Below are 15,797 nucleotides of genomic sequence, written 5' to 3' on the forward strand. Positions count from 1 at the left end.
GCTGCCTTGGCCGAGGCGCGGTGTAGAGGCAAAAGCGGGACCCCGGATCAAGTCCGGGGTGACGGAAACTGATGTCCGCTCATGGCCATTTCAGGCCAAATCCCTTCCCCCCTAATTCACCACCATGCAGCTTTCGCCCGCGACCTTGAGCTTGCCGCATAGCGTGCTGGCCTGCCCGCCGGCCGCGGCGCGCAGGCGATAGACGGTGCTGCCGCCCACCTCGGCCTGCTCGATCGACATCGGCAACGGCTCCAGATAGGTGAAGCGCTTGGACAGCCGCTTCCACGCATCCTTGGCGAAAGCCTGGTTGCCATAGGCGCCGAGCTGGATCATGCCGCCGCTCGCAGGCCGCGCAGCCGCCGTCGCCGGCCTGGCGCTGGTCTCGTCCGCCACTCGCGCCGTGACGCTCTGCGACGGCTTGCCCTTTACGGCGGGGCGCGCATTGTCCGCCGTCCCGGTCGGCGTGATCGGCGCCTCCGGCACGCGGGTCGGATCGATTCGCCCGTCGCGCGCCACGCCCTCGCTCGCGGCATAGCTGGCGTCGCCCTCGCCATCGAACTTCCTGGCGTCGGCTTCCTGGGCCGGAATCTTATAGTCGCCGGCAGGCGCGGCGATCAGCTTGCCCTCGCCCCCGGCGCCGCCCGTCCGGTTCTGGATCAGCCAGACCCCGGCGACGACCGCCCCGATCAGCACCAGGCCAAAGAGGATGAAGCCCAGCAGCCGCAACGGCGACAGCCCCGGCTCCTCCTCATCCTCGATGGCGGGTTCCAGCCAGGGCAGACGTTCCTCGTCGTCCAGGTCCAGCCTTCCCCGCGCATAATCGCCCATCTCGATCAAACTCCGCCGGTCATTGCATCTCTGTCAGGGCCGCAACGCCCATCAGCGCCAACCCGTTGCGGATGATCTGCCCGATTCCACGGCTCAAGAAAAGCCGCGCAGAGGTGGTGGCCGGATCGTCCGTCAGTATGACACGCGCCCGCGGGTTGTCGTTGCCCAGATTCCACCAGCCATGGAAGGCCGAGGCCAAGTCGTTGAGATAAAAGGCAATACGATGCGGTTCGCGGGCCAGGGCAGCCCCCTCCACCACGCGGGGGAACTGCGCGGTCAGCTTCACCAGCCCCAATTCCTCCGTCCCAAGGCGGGACAGGTCGGGCGCGGGCAGGTCCATCCCCGCCTCCTCCGCCCGGCGTCCGAGCGAGCTAATCCGCGCATGGGCATATTGCACGTAGAAGACGGGATTGTCCTTCGACGCCTCCACCACCTTGGCGAAGTCGAAGTCCATCTGCGCATCGGCCTTGCGCGTCAGCATGGTGAAGCGGACCACATCCTTGCCGACTTCGCGCACCACATCGGCCAAAGTCACGAAATTGCCGGCGCGCTTGGACATCTTCACCGGCTCACCGTCGCGCAGCAGGCGGACCATCTGGATCAGCTTGACGTCGAAGCGCGCCTTGCCCTCCGTCAGCGCGGCGACGGCGGCCTGGATGCGCTTCACCGTGCCGCCATGGTCGGCGCCCCAGATGTCGATCAACTGGTCGGCCGTCTGCGCCTTCTGGTAATGATAGGCCATGTCGGCGCCGAAATAGGTCCAGCTTCCGTTGGACTTCCTGATCGGGCGGTCCTGATCGTCGCCGAACCTGGTCGAGCGGAACAGCGGCAGCTCGACCGGCTCCCAATCCTCCGGCGTTTCGCCCTTGGGCGCTTCCAGCACGCCGTCATAGACCAGATCATGCTCGCGCAGCCATTTTTCGGCCGCTTCGGGCTTGCCTGCCGCCTGCAACTCGGCCTCGGAAGAGAATATGTCATGATGGATGCCCAGCAGCGCCAGGTCGCTGCGGATCATCTCCATCATCGCGGCGACCGCCTTTGTGCGGAAGAGGACCAGCCATTCGCCCTCCGGCGCGCCCACATATCTGTCGCCATATTCGGCGGCCAGCGCCTGCCCCACCGGCACCAGATAATCGCCGGGATAGAGGCCTTCGGGAATCTCTCCCACGGTCTCGCCCAATGCCTCGCGATAGCGGACATGCGCAGACCGGGCGAGCACGTCCACCTGCCCGCCCGCGTCGTTGATATAATATTCGCGGATCACCTTGTGCCCGACATGCTCCAGCAGCGTGGCGAGCGCGTCGCCCACCACCGCGCCCCGGCAATGACCCATATGCATGGGTCCGGTCGGATTGGCGGAGACATATTCGACGTTCACCGTCACGCCCGCGCCTGTCGAGGAGCGGCCATAATCCTCCGCCTCGGCATGAATGGCGGCCAGTTCGGCGCGCCAGGTGGCGTCGGTCAGCCTGAGGTTGATGAAGCCGGGTCCGGCGATGGACGCGCCCTCCACCTCGTCCAGCCTCTCCAGGCCGGCGACGATCTTCTCCGCCAGCGCGCGCGGATTGCTGCCGGCGGGCTTGGCCAGCACCATGGCGGCGTTGGTGGCCAGGTCGCCATGGCTGGCATCGCGCGGCGGCTCGACCGTCACCGGCTTGCGGTTTAGGCCGGCGGGCAGCGTGCCGTCGGCCTCCAGCGCGTCGAGCACGGCGTCGAGATGGACGGTGAAGCGGTTGTAAAGAGACACTGGGGCGAACTTTCTAACAGGACCCGTTCACCCTGAGCCTGTCGAAGGGCCGCCCTTTTTCTTCAAGAAACAAGGGCTTCGACAAGCTCGGCCCGAACGGGGGAATGAACTGAGCTTAGCGGGTCGCGTTGTAACGGAACTGATCCTGGGTCAGGTTGAAACCCACGAGCAGCTCGAAGCTGGTTCGCTGCAAGGCCGCCTTGACGTCCGGCTGCGCGAAGGGGTCGATCGCCGCGTCGGCATCCCCCGCCTTGCGCTTCTCGGTGATCTTGCGCTGGATGTCGGCCGGCAGCGTCGCGGCGGCCCGGTTCACATAGGAGCCCGCCTTGGCGGTCGTGGTGGCGCGATATTGCCCGGCCGGGAAGTCGAGAACCACCTGGCCCACGCGCTTGGCGACGACGGCGTTGCCGCCCCGCACCACGGCGGAATAATAAGGCAGCATCACCTGCCGCGCCGCGCCCGCGTCGCTGCGGCGGGCGTTCACGGTGAAGGTCGCCTCCGTGTAAAGCTGGTCCCCTTCCGAACAGGTCGAGCGCAGATTGGTGATCTCCGCCACCACGTCGATCGCGCGGGCATCCGTGCTGCCCGCCGGGTTGAACAGGGTGATGTCGCCGGTCTGCGCCGGGATGGCCGCGACGGGACAGGCCGATCGCACGGCCACGATGCCGCCCGTGGGATCGATTTCGCCCCGCTGGGAACAGCCCGCAAGGGCCATGGCGATCATTCCGGTCAACGCAAATCGAGAAAAGGTCACAGGCAATCCCTTGGGAACAGGCGTTGGGCTTCTTATCCATAGCCCGTCCACCACGCAACTCAAACTGCACAGGGCCGCAAGGAAGCGGCTTTCCTCCAGGGCCACATTGGCCTAAGCGGCAGGGATGACCGCCCTTCCGCCCATGAAGCTGCTGATCGCCGCCCCGCGCGGCTTTTGCGCCGGTGTCGACCGCGCCATCGTGATCGTCGAAAGGGCGATCGAGAAATATGGCGCGCCGGTCTATGTCCGGCATGAGATCGTCCACAACAAATATGTGGTCGACGGGCTGAAGGCGAAGGGCGCGATCTTCGTGGAGGAACTGGACCAGGTTCCCGACGGCGTGCCCGTGGTCTTTTCCGCCCATGGCGTGCCCAAGACGGTGCCGGCCCAGGCGGAGCAGCGCGGGCTCGACTATCTGGACGCCACCTGCCCGCTGGTCAGCAAGGTTCACCGCCAGGCCGAACGGCAGGTGGAGGCGGGACGCCATATCCTCTTCATCGGGCACCGGGGCCATCCGGAGGTGATCGGCACCTTCGGCCAGGTCGAGCCGGGGCATATGACCCTTATCGAAACGGTGGAGGATGCAGAGGCCTTCACCCCTGCCGATCCCGACAATCTCGCCTTCCTGACGCAGACGACGCTGTCGGTCGACGACACCGCCGCCATCGTCGCCGCGCTCCAGCGCCGCTTCCCGGCCATCCAAGCGCCCAAGGGGGAGGACATCTGCTACGCCACCTCCAACCGGCAGGCGGCGGTGAAGGCCATCGCCGCCCGATGCGACGCCGTCTATGTGATCGGCGCGCCCAACAGCTCCAATTCGCTGCGGCTGGTCGAGGTGGCGGAGCGCGAAGGCACGCCGGCCCGCCTGATCCAGCGGGCTGACGAGATCGACTTCGCCTGGCTGGAGGGCGTCGGCACGCTGGGCCTCACAGCCGGGGCATCCGCCCCCGAAGTGCTGGTGCGCGAGGTGGTGGGCCGGATCGGCGAGCGATTCCGCGTGGTCGAGGAACAGGTCGAAACCGCCCGCGAAAGCATTGCCTTCAAGCTCCCCCGCGGACTGGAGGCGGCGTAGCTCCATGGCCGTCTATACCCAGGTTCCCGCCGAAGAGATCGACGCTTTCCTCACCCGCTACGACGCCGGACGCCTCGTTTCCGCCAAGGGCATCGCGGAGGGGGTGGAGAACAGCAACTACCTGCTCGAAACCACCGGCCATGACGGCGCCTTGGGTTCCGGGGGAGGCCACCGCTATATCCTGACCCTCTATGAAAAGCGGGTGGACGAGGCGGACCTGCCCTTCTTCATGGACCTGCTCGACCATCTGGGCGCGCGCGGCTGCCTGGTCCCGCGCTTCATCGCGGATCGGGAGGGGAAGCGACTTCAGCAGCTCGCCGGCCGCCCCGCCTGCCTGATCGAATTCCTGACCGGCATCTCCGTGACCGAGCCGACCGTGGGCCAGGCCCGCGCAGCGGGCGCCGCGCTGGGCGAGATGCATCGCGCGGCGGAGGGTTTCACCGGCGAGCGGCGCAATGCCCTCGACCTGCCCGGCTGGCATGAACTGGCGGCGAAATGCGGCGAGGATTTCGACCGGATCGCCCCCGGCCTGGGTGCGCGGGTGGCGGACGAACTGGCCTTCCTCGACGCGCATTGGCCCGCCGACCTGCCCCGGTCGGTGATCCATGCCGATCTCTTCCCCGACAATGTGCTGATGCTGGGCGATGAAGTGACGGGCCTCATCGACTTCTATTTCAGTTGCACCGACATCCGCGCCTACGACCTGGCCGTCACGCACAGCGCCTGGTCGTTCAGCCATGACGGCGCGACCTGCCATGGGGATCGGGCGGCGGCGCTCTGCGCCGGCTATCGGGAAACGCATGGGCTGACCGAAGCGGAACGCGCCGCCTTTCCCGTCCTCTGCCGGGGCGCGGCGCTCCGCTTCCTGCTGACCCGCGCCTATGACTGGATCAACACGCCCGCCGACGCGCTGGTGACGCGCAAGGATCCGCTCGCCTATCTGCGCCGCCTGGAATTCTACGCCAGCGCCGATCCGGCCGTGCTGCTCGGCGCATGAGCGACCTTCCGCAGGTCGAAATCTTCACCGACGGCGCGTGCAAGGGCAATCCCGGCCCCGGCGGCTGGGGCGCGGTGCTGCGCTTCGGGGAGAAGGAGAAGGAAATCTCCGGCGGGGAAGCCCAGACGACCAACAACCGTATGGAGATGATGGCGGCCGTGCAGGCGCTGGAGACGTTGAAGCGCCCCTGCCGGGTGACGCTCCATACCGACAGCAAATATGTGATGGACGGCATCACGAAATGGGTCTTCGGATGGCAGAAGAATGGCTGGAAGACCGCTGACAGGAAGCCGGTGAAGAATGCGGAACTCTGGCAGGAGCTGGTCAGGGCCGCGGCGCGCCACAAGGTGACGTGGCAGTGGGTGAAGGGCCATGCCGGCCACCCCGAAAATGAGCGGGCCGACCAACTCGCCTGCGCGGCGGCGGAGCAATTTCGGAAATAGGCCGCCGTCCCGTCAGGATTGGGCGCCATCCTCCCCATCCAGCGGATTGCGGCCGAAGACATTGCCCGCCGGATAATAGCGGCAGACGAGATAATCGTAGCTCTGTCCTTCGGCCAGGGCGCAGCCGACCTTGCGGGTGCCGCGCCAGATGATCTGGGTGTAATGGCCGACATCCTCCCATCGGCCGGTGACGCTGAGGTCGGGCAGCTTGCCGCTCCGCCGGAACAGCCGCTTCTCATCGAGGAAGGAGCCGACCATCACCTCATAATCGTACAGGCCACGCGATCCCATCCACAGATTCTCGCCGCTGGGAACGGCGCGGCTGGCGCGGGCGGAATGGCGGAAGATGTTGGTCTGCGCCATCTGCCGCGCATAGCGGGCCGCATCGGCGGCCAGGGCGCTGTCCCAGGCCAATGGCGAAAGCCCCAGCGATTCGCGCTCCTCATTGTGCATGCCCAGCACGACGTCGCGCATCAGCCCCTCGTCCCGGTCCGCTTCCTCAAGGCCGTAATAGGAAGCGGGCATGGCGGGCGGCAACGGCCTCGCCCCAGGCGACGGCTCCGCGCCGCCCTGCCCTGCCGCTGCCGCCAATATCCCCAGCAGCGCTAGCCGCGCAGGCCAAAGCCGTTTAAGAACGCCCCCACTCATGTCGCCCGACCCCTTTATCTCCGCTGCCGCGCCCGATGAACCCCTGGCCTTATATGTGCATTGGCCATTTTGCGTTTCCAAATGTCCTTATTGCGATTTTAACAGCCATGTCCGGGCGCAGATCGACAACGACGCCTGGCGCGCGGCGCTGCTGAGCGACCTTGCCCATGAAGCGGCGCTGAGCGGCGGCCGGCCGCTCTCCTCGATCTTCTTCGGCGGGGGCACGCCGTCGCTGATGCTGCCCGACATCGTGGAGGCGCTGATCGACGCGGCCACGCGCCACTGGCGGCCGACAAACGACATCGAGATCACGCTGGAAGCCAATCCCAGTTCGGTGGAGGCCGCCCGCTTCGCGGACCTGGCGGCGGCCGGGGTGAACCGGGTATCGCTGGGCCTTCAGGCGCTGGAGGATGAGGCGCTGCATTTCCTCGGCCGCGCCCATGACGTGCGGGAGGGGTTGGCGGCGCTGGACGTAGCGCAATCAGTGTTTGGCCGGGTGAATTTCGACCTGATCTATGCCCGCCCCGGCCAGAGCCTGGCGGATTGGGAAAGCGAACTGGCGCGGGGGCTGTCCTTCGGCACCGGCCATCTCTCCCTCTACCAGCTCACCATCGAACCGGGCACCCGCTTCGCGACGCTGGCGGCGCAGGGCAGGCTGAAGCCGGCCGATCCGGACCATGCCGCCGATCTCTATGAAGCCACGCAGGCGATGACCGCGGCCGCCGGCCTGCCCGCCTATGAGATCAGCAACCACGCCCGGCCGGGGCAGGAAAGCCGGCATAACCTCACCTACTGGCGCTATGGCGACTATGTCGGCGTGGGCCCCGGCGCGCATGGCCGCCGCGATGGGCTGGCGACGCTGCGGCACAGGAAGCCGGAAAACTGGATGAATGCCGTGGCGCGCAATGGCCATGGCCTGCAAGGCGAGGAGCCGCTCGACGGGCGCGACCGGGCCAGGGAAGCGCTGTTGATGGGGCTGCGGCTTGCCGAGGGCGTGGAGTTGGAGAGGATCGCGCGGCTGTCGAGCCTGCCGGTGGAGGATTTGGTCGATGCGGAGGCGCTAGCGCGGCTGGCCGGCCATGGCCTGGTGCGGCAAGAAGGTCAGCGGCTTTGCGTCGAGCCTGCCGGGATGCTGCTGCTCGACGCCATCCTGCCGGAGATCGTGGCGGTCTGAACCATGGGCGCGGCAGCCGCGCCAAAGCCGTCATGGGGCAGGTCGCGGCGCGCCTTGGACCCGGCCCGTCAATCCTCTCCGTCCATATGCGCGATCTCCCGGTCCAGATCGCGCAACACCTCGGCCCGGACCTTGTCCGACATCCGGGCGGCCGCGGCGATCTGGGCGCGGGCTGCGATCAATCCGGCGCGGGCGGCGCGATGGGCCTGCGCCTCGATCTCCTCCTGGCAGATGCGGACGCGGATATGGCGGCGGCCATCGGCGTCCACCGTCTCCCGCTGGCTCACGCCCTTGCCGCTCTCGCAGCCATTGGCGACATCGACATGCGGCACCATGCGGCGGATTTCCGCTTCGTTCGGCACGGCGTGGGACAGGGCGCGGTCGCCCCGGTCGCGCAGGCCTGCGGGCGGCGCCGGGGGAACCGGCGGGACAGGCGGGACCATGTCGGCCACGGGCGCCGGAGGAGCAGGCGGCGCGGGAGGAGCAGGCGGCAGGGCGGCCATCCCCCCGGCGTCCTTCGGATCGGACGGGGAGGGCGTCGGAACGGCGACTTCCGGCGCTTCGGGCAGCGCGATCTCGCTGGCGGAGGCGGGCTGCGCGACCAGATCGGCCAGCCTGCCGAAGTTCATCGAATCCACCTTGTCGGTGATCGCGGCGACCTGCTGCGCCGCCCGCCTGCCGGACGCGGTCAGCGCCAGGCCGGATGCCGTCACCAGGGCGACGGCCGCCATGCCCCAACTGATGCGGCGCAGCGACATTTCATGGGCAGACAGCATTTTCAGCCTCCCTTTGAGCGCGGTTATGCGATTGAGATGACAGGCGCCGGCAAACTGGCGGCCACCGGCGGCCTTCAGGATGGCCCGGCCATAGACATGCGCCTGATCCCGGCCGTGGAGCGACAAGACCCGCGCATCGCAGGCCTGCTCCTGATCCGCCCGATAGGCGCGATAGGCGATCCAGGCGACCGGATTGCACCAGTGCAGGCCCAGCAGCAGCAGCGCGACCATATTGGCGGCCAGGTCGCCGCCCTGATGATGGGCGCGCTCATGGGCGATCGCCATGGCCTGTTCCTGCGGGTCGAAGCGCAGCGCGAAGTCGACGGGCAGGACGATGACGGGGCGGAACACCCCGAAGGCGAGCGGTCCGCCCGCCTGCGGGCTGCTGACGATGCGTATCCGGCCCTCTTCCCCGATCGGCGTCGCGCCCTTCAGGATGAAGCGGCGGAAGCGGACATAGCCGATCGCCTGCACCGCCAGGAAAAGGACGACACCCAGAAGCCAGAGCGAGGCCGCGATCTCCAGCCAGGGAATGCTCCATTCCGACCGGACCGGGAGCCCCGCCGGCGCCGCATCCAGCAAGCGGGGCAGGCCCGCCTGGTCGACCGCCCGCTGCAGGGGCGAGGGGCTGGCGACATCCCGCGGCAGGGCGGGCAACGCCATGCGGGCGAGCGGCAGCAGCCACAGCCAATAGGCCGCCCCCGCCCCCAGCCAGCGCGCCACCGGACGCCGCAGCAGCATGACCAGCGCCATCAGCAGGGTCGTCGCGATCAGCGTTTCGGCGATCCACACGCTCATGATCTCAACCCCTTCAGGATTTCCTCAAGTTCGGCGATGTCCTCCGCCGTCAACTGGTCCTGGCTGGCGAGCTGGGCCACCAGAGGCGACACCCGCCCGCCGAACAGTCGGTTCACCAAGCGCCCCGACTCGCTGGCAACATACTCCTCCCGCGCGACGAGCGGGCGATATAAAAAGCGGCGGCCGTCCTGGTCGGCGGCGATGACATCCTTGGCCATCAGCCGGGACAGCAGCGTCTTGACGGTCTGGACGCTCCAGTCGCGCCCGGCGGCGACCCGGTCCGCCACATCGGCGGCGGTCTGCGGCGCGCGCTCCCACAGCGCCTCCATCACCACCAGTTCCGCCTCGCTGATCTTCTCGCTCACGACCATCATCCGCACCAGAATCGACTACAGACGTAATCGCATTGATTACATCTGTAGTCAAGCGTGCGGTCACGGACCGTCGGCGGGGTTTACAGCCTGACGACCGGCTCCGGCGGCGTTAACCTTTCCGCGACGCTGATAGGGCTGATTCCCGACGGCTGGCACGGGCTTTGCGTTGTCTTTGCCATACCCGTCGTTTGACTGCCCGGGAGGATGCGGCACCAGTCTCCGCCGCATCCTCCCACCCGGTCTTCCTCAGGTCGAGCGAGCGCCAAACCAGACCGGCGACGCAAAAGGCGGCCTCAATGACAGGAGGACATGAAAAAGGCGGCCCGTATGACCCGGACCGCCTGCCACATTCGTTTCGTCCAGCCGTTCAGTTGGCTGCGGCGACGCCCTGGTCGGCCATCAACTGCTGCAATTCGCCGGCCTCGTACATCTCCATCATAATGTCGCTGCCACCGACGAATTCGCCCTTCACATAAAGCTGGGGAATGGTCGGCCAGTCGGAAAAGGCCTTGATCCCCTGACGGATCGCCTGATCCTGCAAGACGTCCACGCTGTCATAGGCGACGCCCAGATGCTCCAGGATCGCAATGGCGCGGCTGGAAAAGCCGCATTGCGGAAAGAGCGGCGTGCCCTTCATGAAAAGCACGACGTCATTGCCGTTCACGATGTCGGCGATCCGCTGCTGCACGGCGTCGGTCATTATCTGGTCCATTCCTGTCAGGCGCCAAAACGGCGCGGGCTTTGTCCAATGGCGGTTAATTGGGGACGGCGGTTGTCAGTTGCAAGGCGTGGAGCACCCCGCCCATGCGCCCGTCCAGCGCGGCATAGACCGCCCGCTGCTGCGCGATGCGGCTCATGCCCCGGAAACTCTCCGCCACGACGCGCGCCGCATAATGGTCGCCGTCGCCGGCAAGGTCGGTGATCTCGACCTGCGCATCGGGGATCGCGGCGCGGATCATGTCCGCTATTTCTTCGGCAGCCATCGGCATGGCGGAACGGTCCTGACGCTTATTGGGCTTCGATGAACATGCGGCGGGCGATGACCTGCTGCTCGTCCAGCGCGGCGCGGACGCCTGCTTCGTCGATGTCGATTCCGGCCTGGGTCATGTCGCCCATCAGCTTGCGGATGACATCCTCGTCGCCTGCTTCCTCGAAATCGGCCTGCACGACCGCCTTGGCATAGGCGTCCGTTTCTTCGGGCGTCAGGCCCATCTTCGCCGCTGCCCATTCGCCGAGCAGCCGGTTGCGCCGCGCCTGGATGCGGAACTGCATCTCCTGGTCGTGCGCGAACATGTTTTCAAAGGCCTTTTCGCGGTCGTCGAAAGTGGTCATGCCTGTGCCCCGTAAAAGGTGAAACGGATCGTCCGATCCGAAATAGGAAGATCGCGACGCTTACGCAACGGCGGGCGCCAGCCAGGGACGCGCGCCGGCGTCCTTCGCCTCGAACGCGCCGATCGCGTCCGCCTGCCCCAGCGTCAGTCCGATCTCGTCCAGACCGCCCAGCAGGCAATGCTTGCGGAAGGGATCGATCTCGAACTGGAAGCGGTCCTGGAACTGCGTCGTGACCGTCTGATGCTCCAGATCGACATGGATCGGGTCCGTCCGGGCGACCTCCATCAGCCGGTCGATGGCCTCCTGCGGCAGGACCACCGTCAATATGCCGTTCTTGAACGCGTTGCCGGAGAATATGTCGGAAAAGCTGGGCGCGATCACCACCTTGATGCCCAGGTCGGCCAGCGCCCAGGCGGCATGCTCGCGGCTGGACCCGCAGCCGAAATTGTCGCCCGCGATCAGGATCGGGCTGCCCGCATATTCCGGATCGTCGAAGACATTGCCCGGCTCCTTGCGCAGCACTTCGAAGGCGCCCCGGCCCAGGCCGGCGCGGGAAATGGTCTTCAGCCAATGCGCCGGGATGACGATGTCCGTGTCGACATTCTTCATCCCGAACGGATAGGCGCGGCCTTCGACGATATTCAGCTTGTCCATCAATGCGCCTGCTTGCTCTCCGGGCGCGGCGTGTCTTCCGCGCGCCCCAGGGTCGCCGCCATGGCGGCACTTGCCAGCGCGCCCAGCGCCAGCAGCCAGAATACCTTTTTCATGCGACCGCCTCTCCCCTTTTTTCACCCATCAATTCGCGCACGTCGGTCAGATGTCCGGTGATGGCGGCCGCGGCCGCCATGACGGGCGAGACGAGGTGCGTCCGCGACCCCGGCCCCTGCCGACCCATGAAATTGCGGTTGCTGGTGGAGGCGCAGCGCTCGCCCGCGGGCACCTTGTCCGGGTTCATGCCCAGGCAGGCGGAACAGCCCGGCTCGCGCCATTCGAAACCGGCCTCCACGAAGATGCGGTCCAGCCCTTCGGCTTCCGCCTGACGCTTGACCAGCCCGGAACCGGGCACAACCATGGCATGCTTGATGCCGCTGGCGATATGGCGGCCCTTGAGCAGGGCGGCGGCGGCGCGCAGATCCTCTATCCGGCTGTTGGTGCAACTGCCGATGAAGACATGTTCGATGACTACATCCTCCATCCGCTGCCCGGCGGAAAGCCCCATATAGTCGAGCGATTTCTGCGCGGCCGCCCGCTTGGAGGCGTCGGCGAAGCTCTCCGGATCGGGCACCGCACCCGTCACCGGCACGACATCCTCCGGGCTGGTGCCCCATGTGACGTTCGGGACGATGTCGGCGGCGTCGATGACGACGCTCTTGTCGAACACCGCACCTTCGTCCGTCGCCAGCGTCTTCCAATAGGCGACGGCCGCCTCCCATTCCGCGCCCTTGGGGGCCATGGGGCGGCCTTCCAGATAGGCGAAGGTCTTTTCGTCGGGCGCGAACAGGCCGGATCGCGCGCCCGCCTCGATCGACATGTTGGCGACGGTCAGTCGACCCTCGATCGACATGTCGCGGAAGACGGAACCGCGATATTCCATGACATAGCCGGTGCCGCCCGCCGTCCCGATGCGGCCGCAGATCGCGAGCGCGACATCCTTGGGCGTGACGCCATAGCCCAGCTCGCCCTCGACCACGACCTCCATCGTCTTCGACTGCTTCAGAAGCAGCGTCTGGGTGGCGAGGACATGCTCGACCTCCGACGTGCCGATGCCGAAGGCCAGCGCGCCCAGCGCGCCGTGCGAACTGGTATGGCTGTCGCCGCAAACCAAGGTGGTGCCCGGCAGGGTGAAGCCCTGTTCCGGCCCCACGACATGGACGATGCCCTGTTCCGGGTCCGCGTCCCCGATCAGGCGGACGCCGAATTCCGGCGCGTTCCGTTCCAGCGCCGCAAGCTGCTGCGCGCTTTCCGGATCGGTGATCGGGATGCGCTTGCCCGCCGCATCGCGGCGCGCCGTGGTCGGCAGGTTATGATCGGGCACCGCCAGCGTCAGATCGGGGCGACGCACCTTGCGGCCCGCAAGGCGCAGTCCTTCGAACGCCTGGGGACTCGTCACCTCATGCACGAGATGGCGATCGATATAGATCAGGCAGGTGCCATCGGGACGGCGTTCGACGACATGCGCGTCCCAAATCTTTTCATAGAGCGTGCGAGGCTTGACCATAGTGATTTCCCCCTAGACCCAGACAGGACAGGGGAAAAGGGGAAAAGCGGCCAAATTTCCGCTTTTCGCGGACGGCCCCGGCGGGGGCGCAAGGTCAGGCGGTCAGGCGGCGCGATGGTCCTCCACGATGCGCCCGGCGGCGCCGACTTCCGCTTCATGGCTTTCCTCCCGCCATGTTTCGGCAAGGGCGGCGCTTTCCCATTCGCGCATCGCGGGGATCGCCAGCATATGATCGACCCAGGCCTGCGCCGCCGGCCCGACATTCAGTCCATAGGTGCGCACCCGGAAAGCGACCGGCGCGTAAAAGGCGTCGCCCGCGGTAAAGGCGGACCCGGCCAGAAACGGCCCGCCGAAACGGGAAAGCCCCTCCCCCCACATTTCCGCGAGCCGGGCGATATTCCGGTTGAGCGCGGGCGAGGGCAGATGCGGCTCCACCCGCACGCCGACATTCATCGGGCAATCGTTGCGCAGTGTGGCGAAACCGCTGTGCATTTCCGCCACGGCCGATTGCGCCCACGCCCGCGCCGCCTCTTCCTTTGGCCAGACCTCCGCATGCCGATCCGCCAGATAAAGCGCGATACCCAGCGAATCCCAGACCGTCCTCTCGCCGTCGATCAGCACGGGCACTTGGCCGGTGGGCGAAAAGGCGCGGAAGGCGGCGTAATTCTCGGCGGCGGCGAACGGCTCCATCCGGTCGGTGAAAGCTATGCCCAGAGCCTTCATCAGCACCCAGGGGCGCAGCGACCAGCTTGAATAGTTCCGGTTGGCGGTGATGAGGGTGTAGGACATCGGCTTTTCCCCTTTGCTGGACGGCGCAAAGGATAATCGCCTTCGCTTCCCGGCAAAAGCTGGAACGGGCGGAGCGTTCACAAGCTGCGCTTATGAAAAAAACGGCCCGGAGCGCGAAGCTCCGGGCCGTCAAGTCCTTCCACCCTGATTGCGGGGCTTGCACCCCCGCAATCCGGACTGTTTAGCGGCTTCAGGCCGCGAACTGATTCCCCCGCGGCGGTCAGGCCGCAAACTGATTCATCGTGTTGTGGATGCCGCCCGCCTTCAGCGCCGCTTCACCCGCGAAATATTCCTTGTGATCATCGCCAATGTCCGAACCGGACATGTTCTGGTGCTTGACGCAGGCGATGCCCTGGCGGATTTCCTTGCGCTGGACGCCCGCGACATAGCCGAGCATGCCCGCCTCGCCGAAATATTCCTTGGCAAGGTTGTCGGTCGACAGGGCGGCCGTGTGGTAGGTCGGCAGGGTGATGAGGTGATGGAAGATGCCGGCCCGCGCCGCCGCATCCTTTTGGAAGGTGCGGATCTTCTCATCGGCCTCAAGGCCCAGTTCGGTCGCGTCGTAATCGGCGCTCATCAACTTCGCCCGGTCATAGGCGCTGACATCCTTGCCCTCGGCGGTCCAGCGGTCGAAAACCTGCTGGCGGAAGTTCAGCGTCCAGTTGAACGACGGCGAATTGTTGTAGACCAGCTTCGCATTGGGGACGACTTCGCGGATGCGGTCGACCATGCCCGCGATCTGCTCGACATGCGGCTTTTCGGTTTCGATCCACAGCAGGTCCGCGCCGTTCTGGAGCGAGGTGATGCAGTCGAGGACGACGCGGTCCTCGCCGGTTCCAGCGCGGAACTGGAACAGGTTGGACGGCAGGCGCTTGGGACGAAACAGCTTGCCGTCGCGGGCCAGCACGACATCGCCGCGCAGGGTGGTGATGTCGGTGACCTCCTCGACGTCGAGGAAGCTGTTATACTGGTCGCCCAGGTCGCCCTCTTCCTTGCTGTAGGCGATCTGCTTGGTCAGGCCAGCGCCCAGCGAGTCGGTGCGGGCGACGATGATGCCGTCGTCGACGCCCAGTTCCAGGAAGGCGTAGCGGACGGCGCGGATCTTCGCGAGGAAGTCCTCATGCGGCACGGTGACCTTGCCGTCCTGGTGGCCGCACTGCTTTTCGTCCGAGACCTGGTTTTCGATCTGGATGCAGCAGGCGCCCGCTTCGATGAACTTCTTGGCGAGCAGGTAGGTCGCCTCGGCATTGCCGAAGCCCGCGTCGATGTCGGCGACGATGGGGACGACATGGGTTTCGTAGGTGTCGATGTCGTGCTGGATCTTCTGCGTCTTGACTTCGTCGCCGGCTTCGCGGGCGGCGTCGAGGTCGCGGAACATCATGCCCAGTTCGCGGGCGTCGGCCTGCTTCAGGAAGGTGTAGAGTTCCTCGATCAGCGCGGGGACGCTGGTCTTTTCATGCATCGACTGGTCGGGCAGCGGGCCGAATTCGCTGCGCAGGGCAGCGACCATCCAGCCGGACAGATAGAGATAACGGCCCTTGGTGGTGCCGAAATGCTTTTTGATGCTGATCATCTTCTGCTGGCCGATGAAGCCGTGCCAGCAGCCCAGCGACTGGGTGTAGTTGGCCGGGTCGGCATCATAGGCCGCCATGTCGCGGCGCATGATGCCGGCGGTGTAGCGGGCGATGTCGAGGCCGGTGTGAAAACGGTTCTGGAGGCGCATGCGGGCGACCGATTCGGCGGCGATGCCATCCCAATGGCCTTGCCCGCCGATGGTGGCGCCCGCTTTCGTGATTTCCTGGCTGTAGGTCATGATGGCTCGATTCCATGAACGAAGTGGAGAAGTG

17 protein-coding genes are annotated in these 15,797 nt (G+C 66.4%); 4 read left to right on the forward strand and 13 right to left on the reverse strand.

Features of this window, described 5'->3' with window-relative positions:
* Positions 1-111 precede the first annotated feature (111 nt).
* The 3 genes from L286_RS36835 to L286_RS36845 form a co-directional block, all read right to left on the reverse strand.
* Positions 112-828 carry an SPOR domain-containing protein gene (locus L286_RS36835; RefSeq protein WP_031293333.1) on the reverse strand — a complete coding sequence of 239 codons (717 nt, stop codon included), beginning with the start codon at positions 826-828 and terminating at the stop codon, positions 112-114.
* A 19-nt stretch (positions 829-847) separates the two neighbouring features.
* A complete protein-coding gene (gene argS / locus L286_RS36840) occupies positions 848-2,575 on the reverse strand; it encodes an arginine--tRNA ligase (RefSeq protein ID WP_021223510.1) in 1,728 nt (575 codons plus the stop codon).
* Between the two features lie 115 nt (positions 2,576-2,690).
* Positions 2,691-3,299: a hypothetical protein gene (locus L286_RS36845; protein ID WP_021223511.1), complete on the reverse strand. Its 609-nt coding sequence runs from the start codon at positions 3,297-3,299 to the stop codon at positions 2,691-2,693.
* Positions 3,300-3,453: 154 nt separating this feature from the next.
* On the opposite strand from L286_RS36845, the gene ispH reads away from it, so the two are divergent.
* From ispH to rnhA, 3 genes are read left to right on the forward strand one after another with little or no spacing between them, the layout of a single operon-like run.
* Positions 3,454-4,401: a 4-hydroxy-3-methylbut-2-enyl diphosphate reductase gene (ispH, locus tag L286_RS36850; protein WP_021223512.1), complete on the forward strand. Its 948-nt coding sequence runs from the start codon at positions 3,454-3,456 to the stop codon at positions 4,399-4,401.
* Positions 4,402-4,405: 4 nt separating this feature from the next.
* Positions 4,406-5,398 carry a homoserine kinase gene (thrB, locus tag L286_RS36855; protein WP_007685547.1) on the forward strand — a complete coding sequence of 331 codons (993 nt, stop codon included), beginning with the start codon at positions 4,406-4,408 and terminating at the stop codon, positions 5,396-5,398.
* Complete coding sequence (gene rnhA, locus L286_RS36860; RefSeq protein WP_007685546.1) at positions 5,395-5,841, forward strand: ribonuclease HI; 447 nt, start codon at positions 5,395-5,397, stop codon at positions 5,839-5,841. The genes thrB and rnhA overlap by 4 nt, the downstream gene beginning before the upstream one ends.
* Before the next feature lie 12 nt (positions 5,842-5,853).
* Here rnhA and L286_RS36865 read toward each other — a convergent pair whose 3' ends face one another.
* Complete coding sequence (locus tag L286_RS36865; protein ID WP_013040969.1) at positions 5,854-6,489, reverse strand: CAP domain-containing protein; 636 nt, start codon at positions 6,487-6,489, stop codon at positions 5,854-5,856.
* Here L286_RS36865 and hemW point away from each other — a divergent pair.
* The gene (gene hemW / locus L286_RS36870) at positions 6,488-7,663 is read left to right on the forward strand and encodes a radical SAM family heme chaperone HemW (protein WP_021223513.1); all 1,176 of its coding nucleotides are present in this window, start codon (positions 6,488-6,490) and stop codon (positions 7,661-7,663) included. The genes L286_RS36865 and hemW overlap by 2 nt on opposite strands.
* Positions 7,664-7,731: 68 nt before the next feature.
* On the opposite strand, the gene L286_RS36875 is transcribed toward hemW, so the two are convergent.
* The 9 genes from L286_RS36875 to L286_RS36915 form a co-directional block, all read right to left on the reverse strand.
* On the reverse strand, positions 7,732-9,237 hold the full coding sequence (locus tag L286_RS36875; RefSeq protein WP_021223514.1) for a M56 family metallopeptidase: 1,506 nt from the start codon (positions 9,235-9,237) through the stop codon (positions 7,732-7,734).
* Positions 9,234-9,611 (reverse strand): BlaI/MecI/CopY family transcriptional regulator, encoded by a 378-nt coding sequence (locus tag L286_RS36880; RefSeq protein WP_021223515.1) that lies wholly within the window; start codon positions 9,609-9,611, stop codon positions 9,234-9,236. Before L286_RS36880 ends, L286_RS36875 begins: the two co-directional genes overlap by 4 nt.
* 367 nt (positions 9,612-9,978) lie before the next feature.
* A complete protein-coding gene (gene grxD, locus L286_RS36885) occupies positions 9,979-10,311 on the reverse strand; it encodes a Grx4 family monothiol glutaredoxin (RefSeq protein ID WP_007685536.1) in 333 nt (110 codons plus the stop codon).
* A 55-nt stretch (positions 10,312-10,366) separates the two neighbouring features.
* Positions 10,367-10,600 (reverse strand): BolA/IbaG family iron-sulfur metabolism protein, encoded by a 234-nt coding sequence (locus L286_RS36890; protein WP_007685534.1) that lies wholly within the window; start codon positions 10,598-10,600, stop codon positions 10,367-10,369.
* Between the two features lie 19 nt (positions 10,601-10,619).
* Positions 10,620-10,943, reverse strand: coding sequence for a DUF1476 domain-containing protein (locus L286_RS36895; protein WP_007685532.1), 324 nt, complete (start codon positions 10,941-10,943; stop codon positions 10,620-10,622).
* A gap of 60 nt (positions 10,944-11,003) precedes the next feature.
* The gene (leuD, locus tag L286_RS36900) at positions 11,004-11,597 is read right to left on the reverse strand and encodes a 3-isopropylmalate dehydratase small subunit (protein ID WP_021223517.1); all 594 of its coding nucleotides are present in this window, start codon (positions 11,595-11,597) and stop codon (positions 11,004-11,006) included.
* Between the two features lie 109 nt (positions 11,598-11,706).
* Positions 11,707-13,161, reverse strand: a complete 1,455-nt coding sequence (gene leuC, locus L286_RS36905) for a 3-isopropylmalate dehydratase large subunit (protein WP_021223518.1) — start codon at positions 13,159-13,161, stop codon at positions 11,707-11,709.
* A gap of 102 nt (positions 13,162-13,263) precedes the next feature.
* Positions 13,264-13,950: a glutathione S-transferase family protein gene (locus L286_RS36910; protein WP_021223519.1), complete on the reverse strand. Its 687-nt coding sequence runs from the start codon at positions 13,948-13,950 to the stop codon at positions 13,264-13,266.
* A 220-nt stretch (positions 13,951-14,170) separates the two neighbouring features.
* The gene (locus L286_RS36915) at positions 14,171-15,763 is read right to left on the reverse strand and encodes an isocitrate lyase (RefSeq protein WP_021223520.1); all 1,593 of its coding nucleotides are present in this window, start codon (positions 15,761-15,763) and stop codon (positions 14,171-14,173) included.
* Positions 15,764-15,797 lie beyond the last annotated feature (34 nt).

The organism is Sphingobium sp. HDIP04, from assembly GCF_000445085.1.
GTDB classification, from domain to species: Bacteria; Pseudomonadota; Alphaproteobacteria; order Sphingomonadales; family Sphingomonadaceae; genus Sphingobium; species Sphingobium indicum.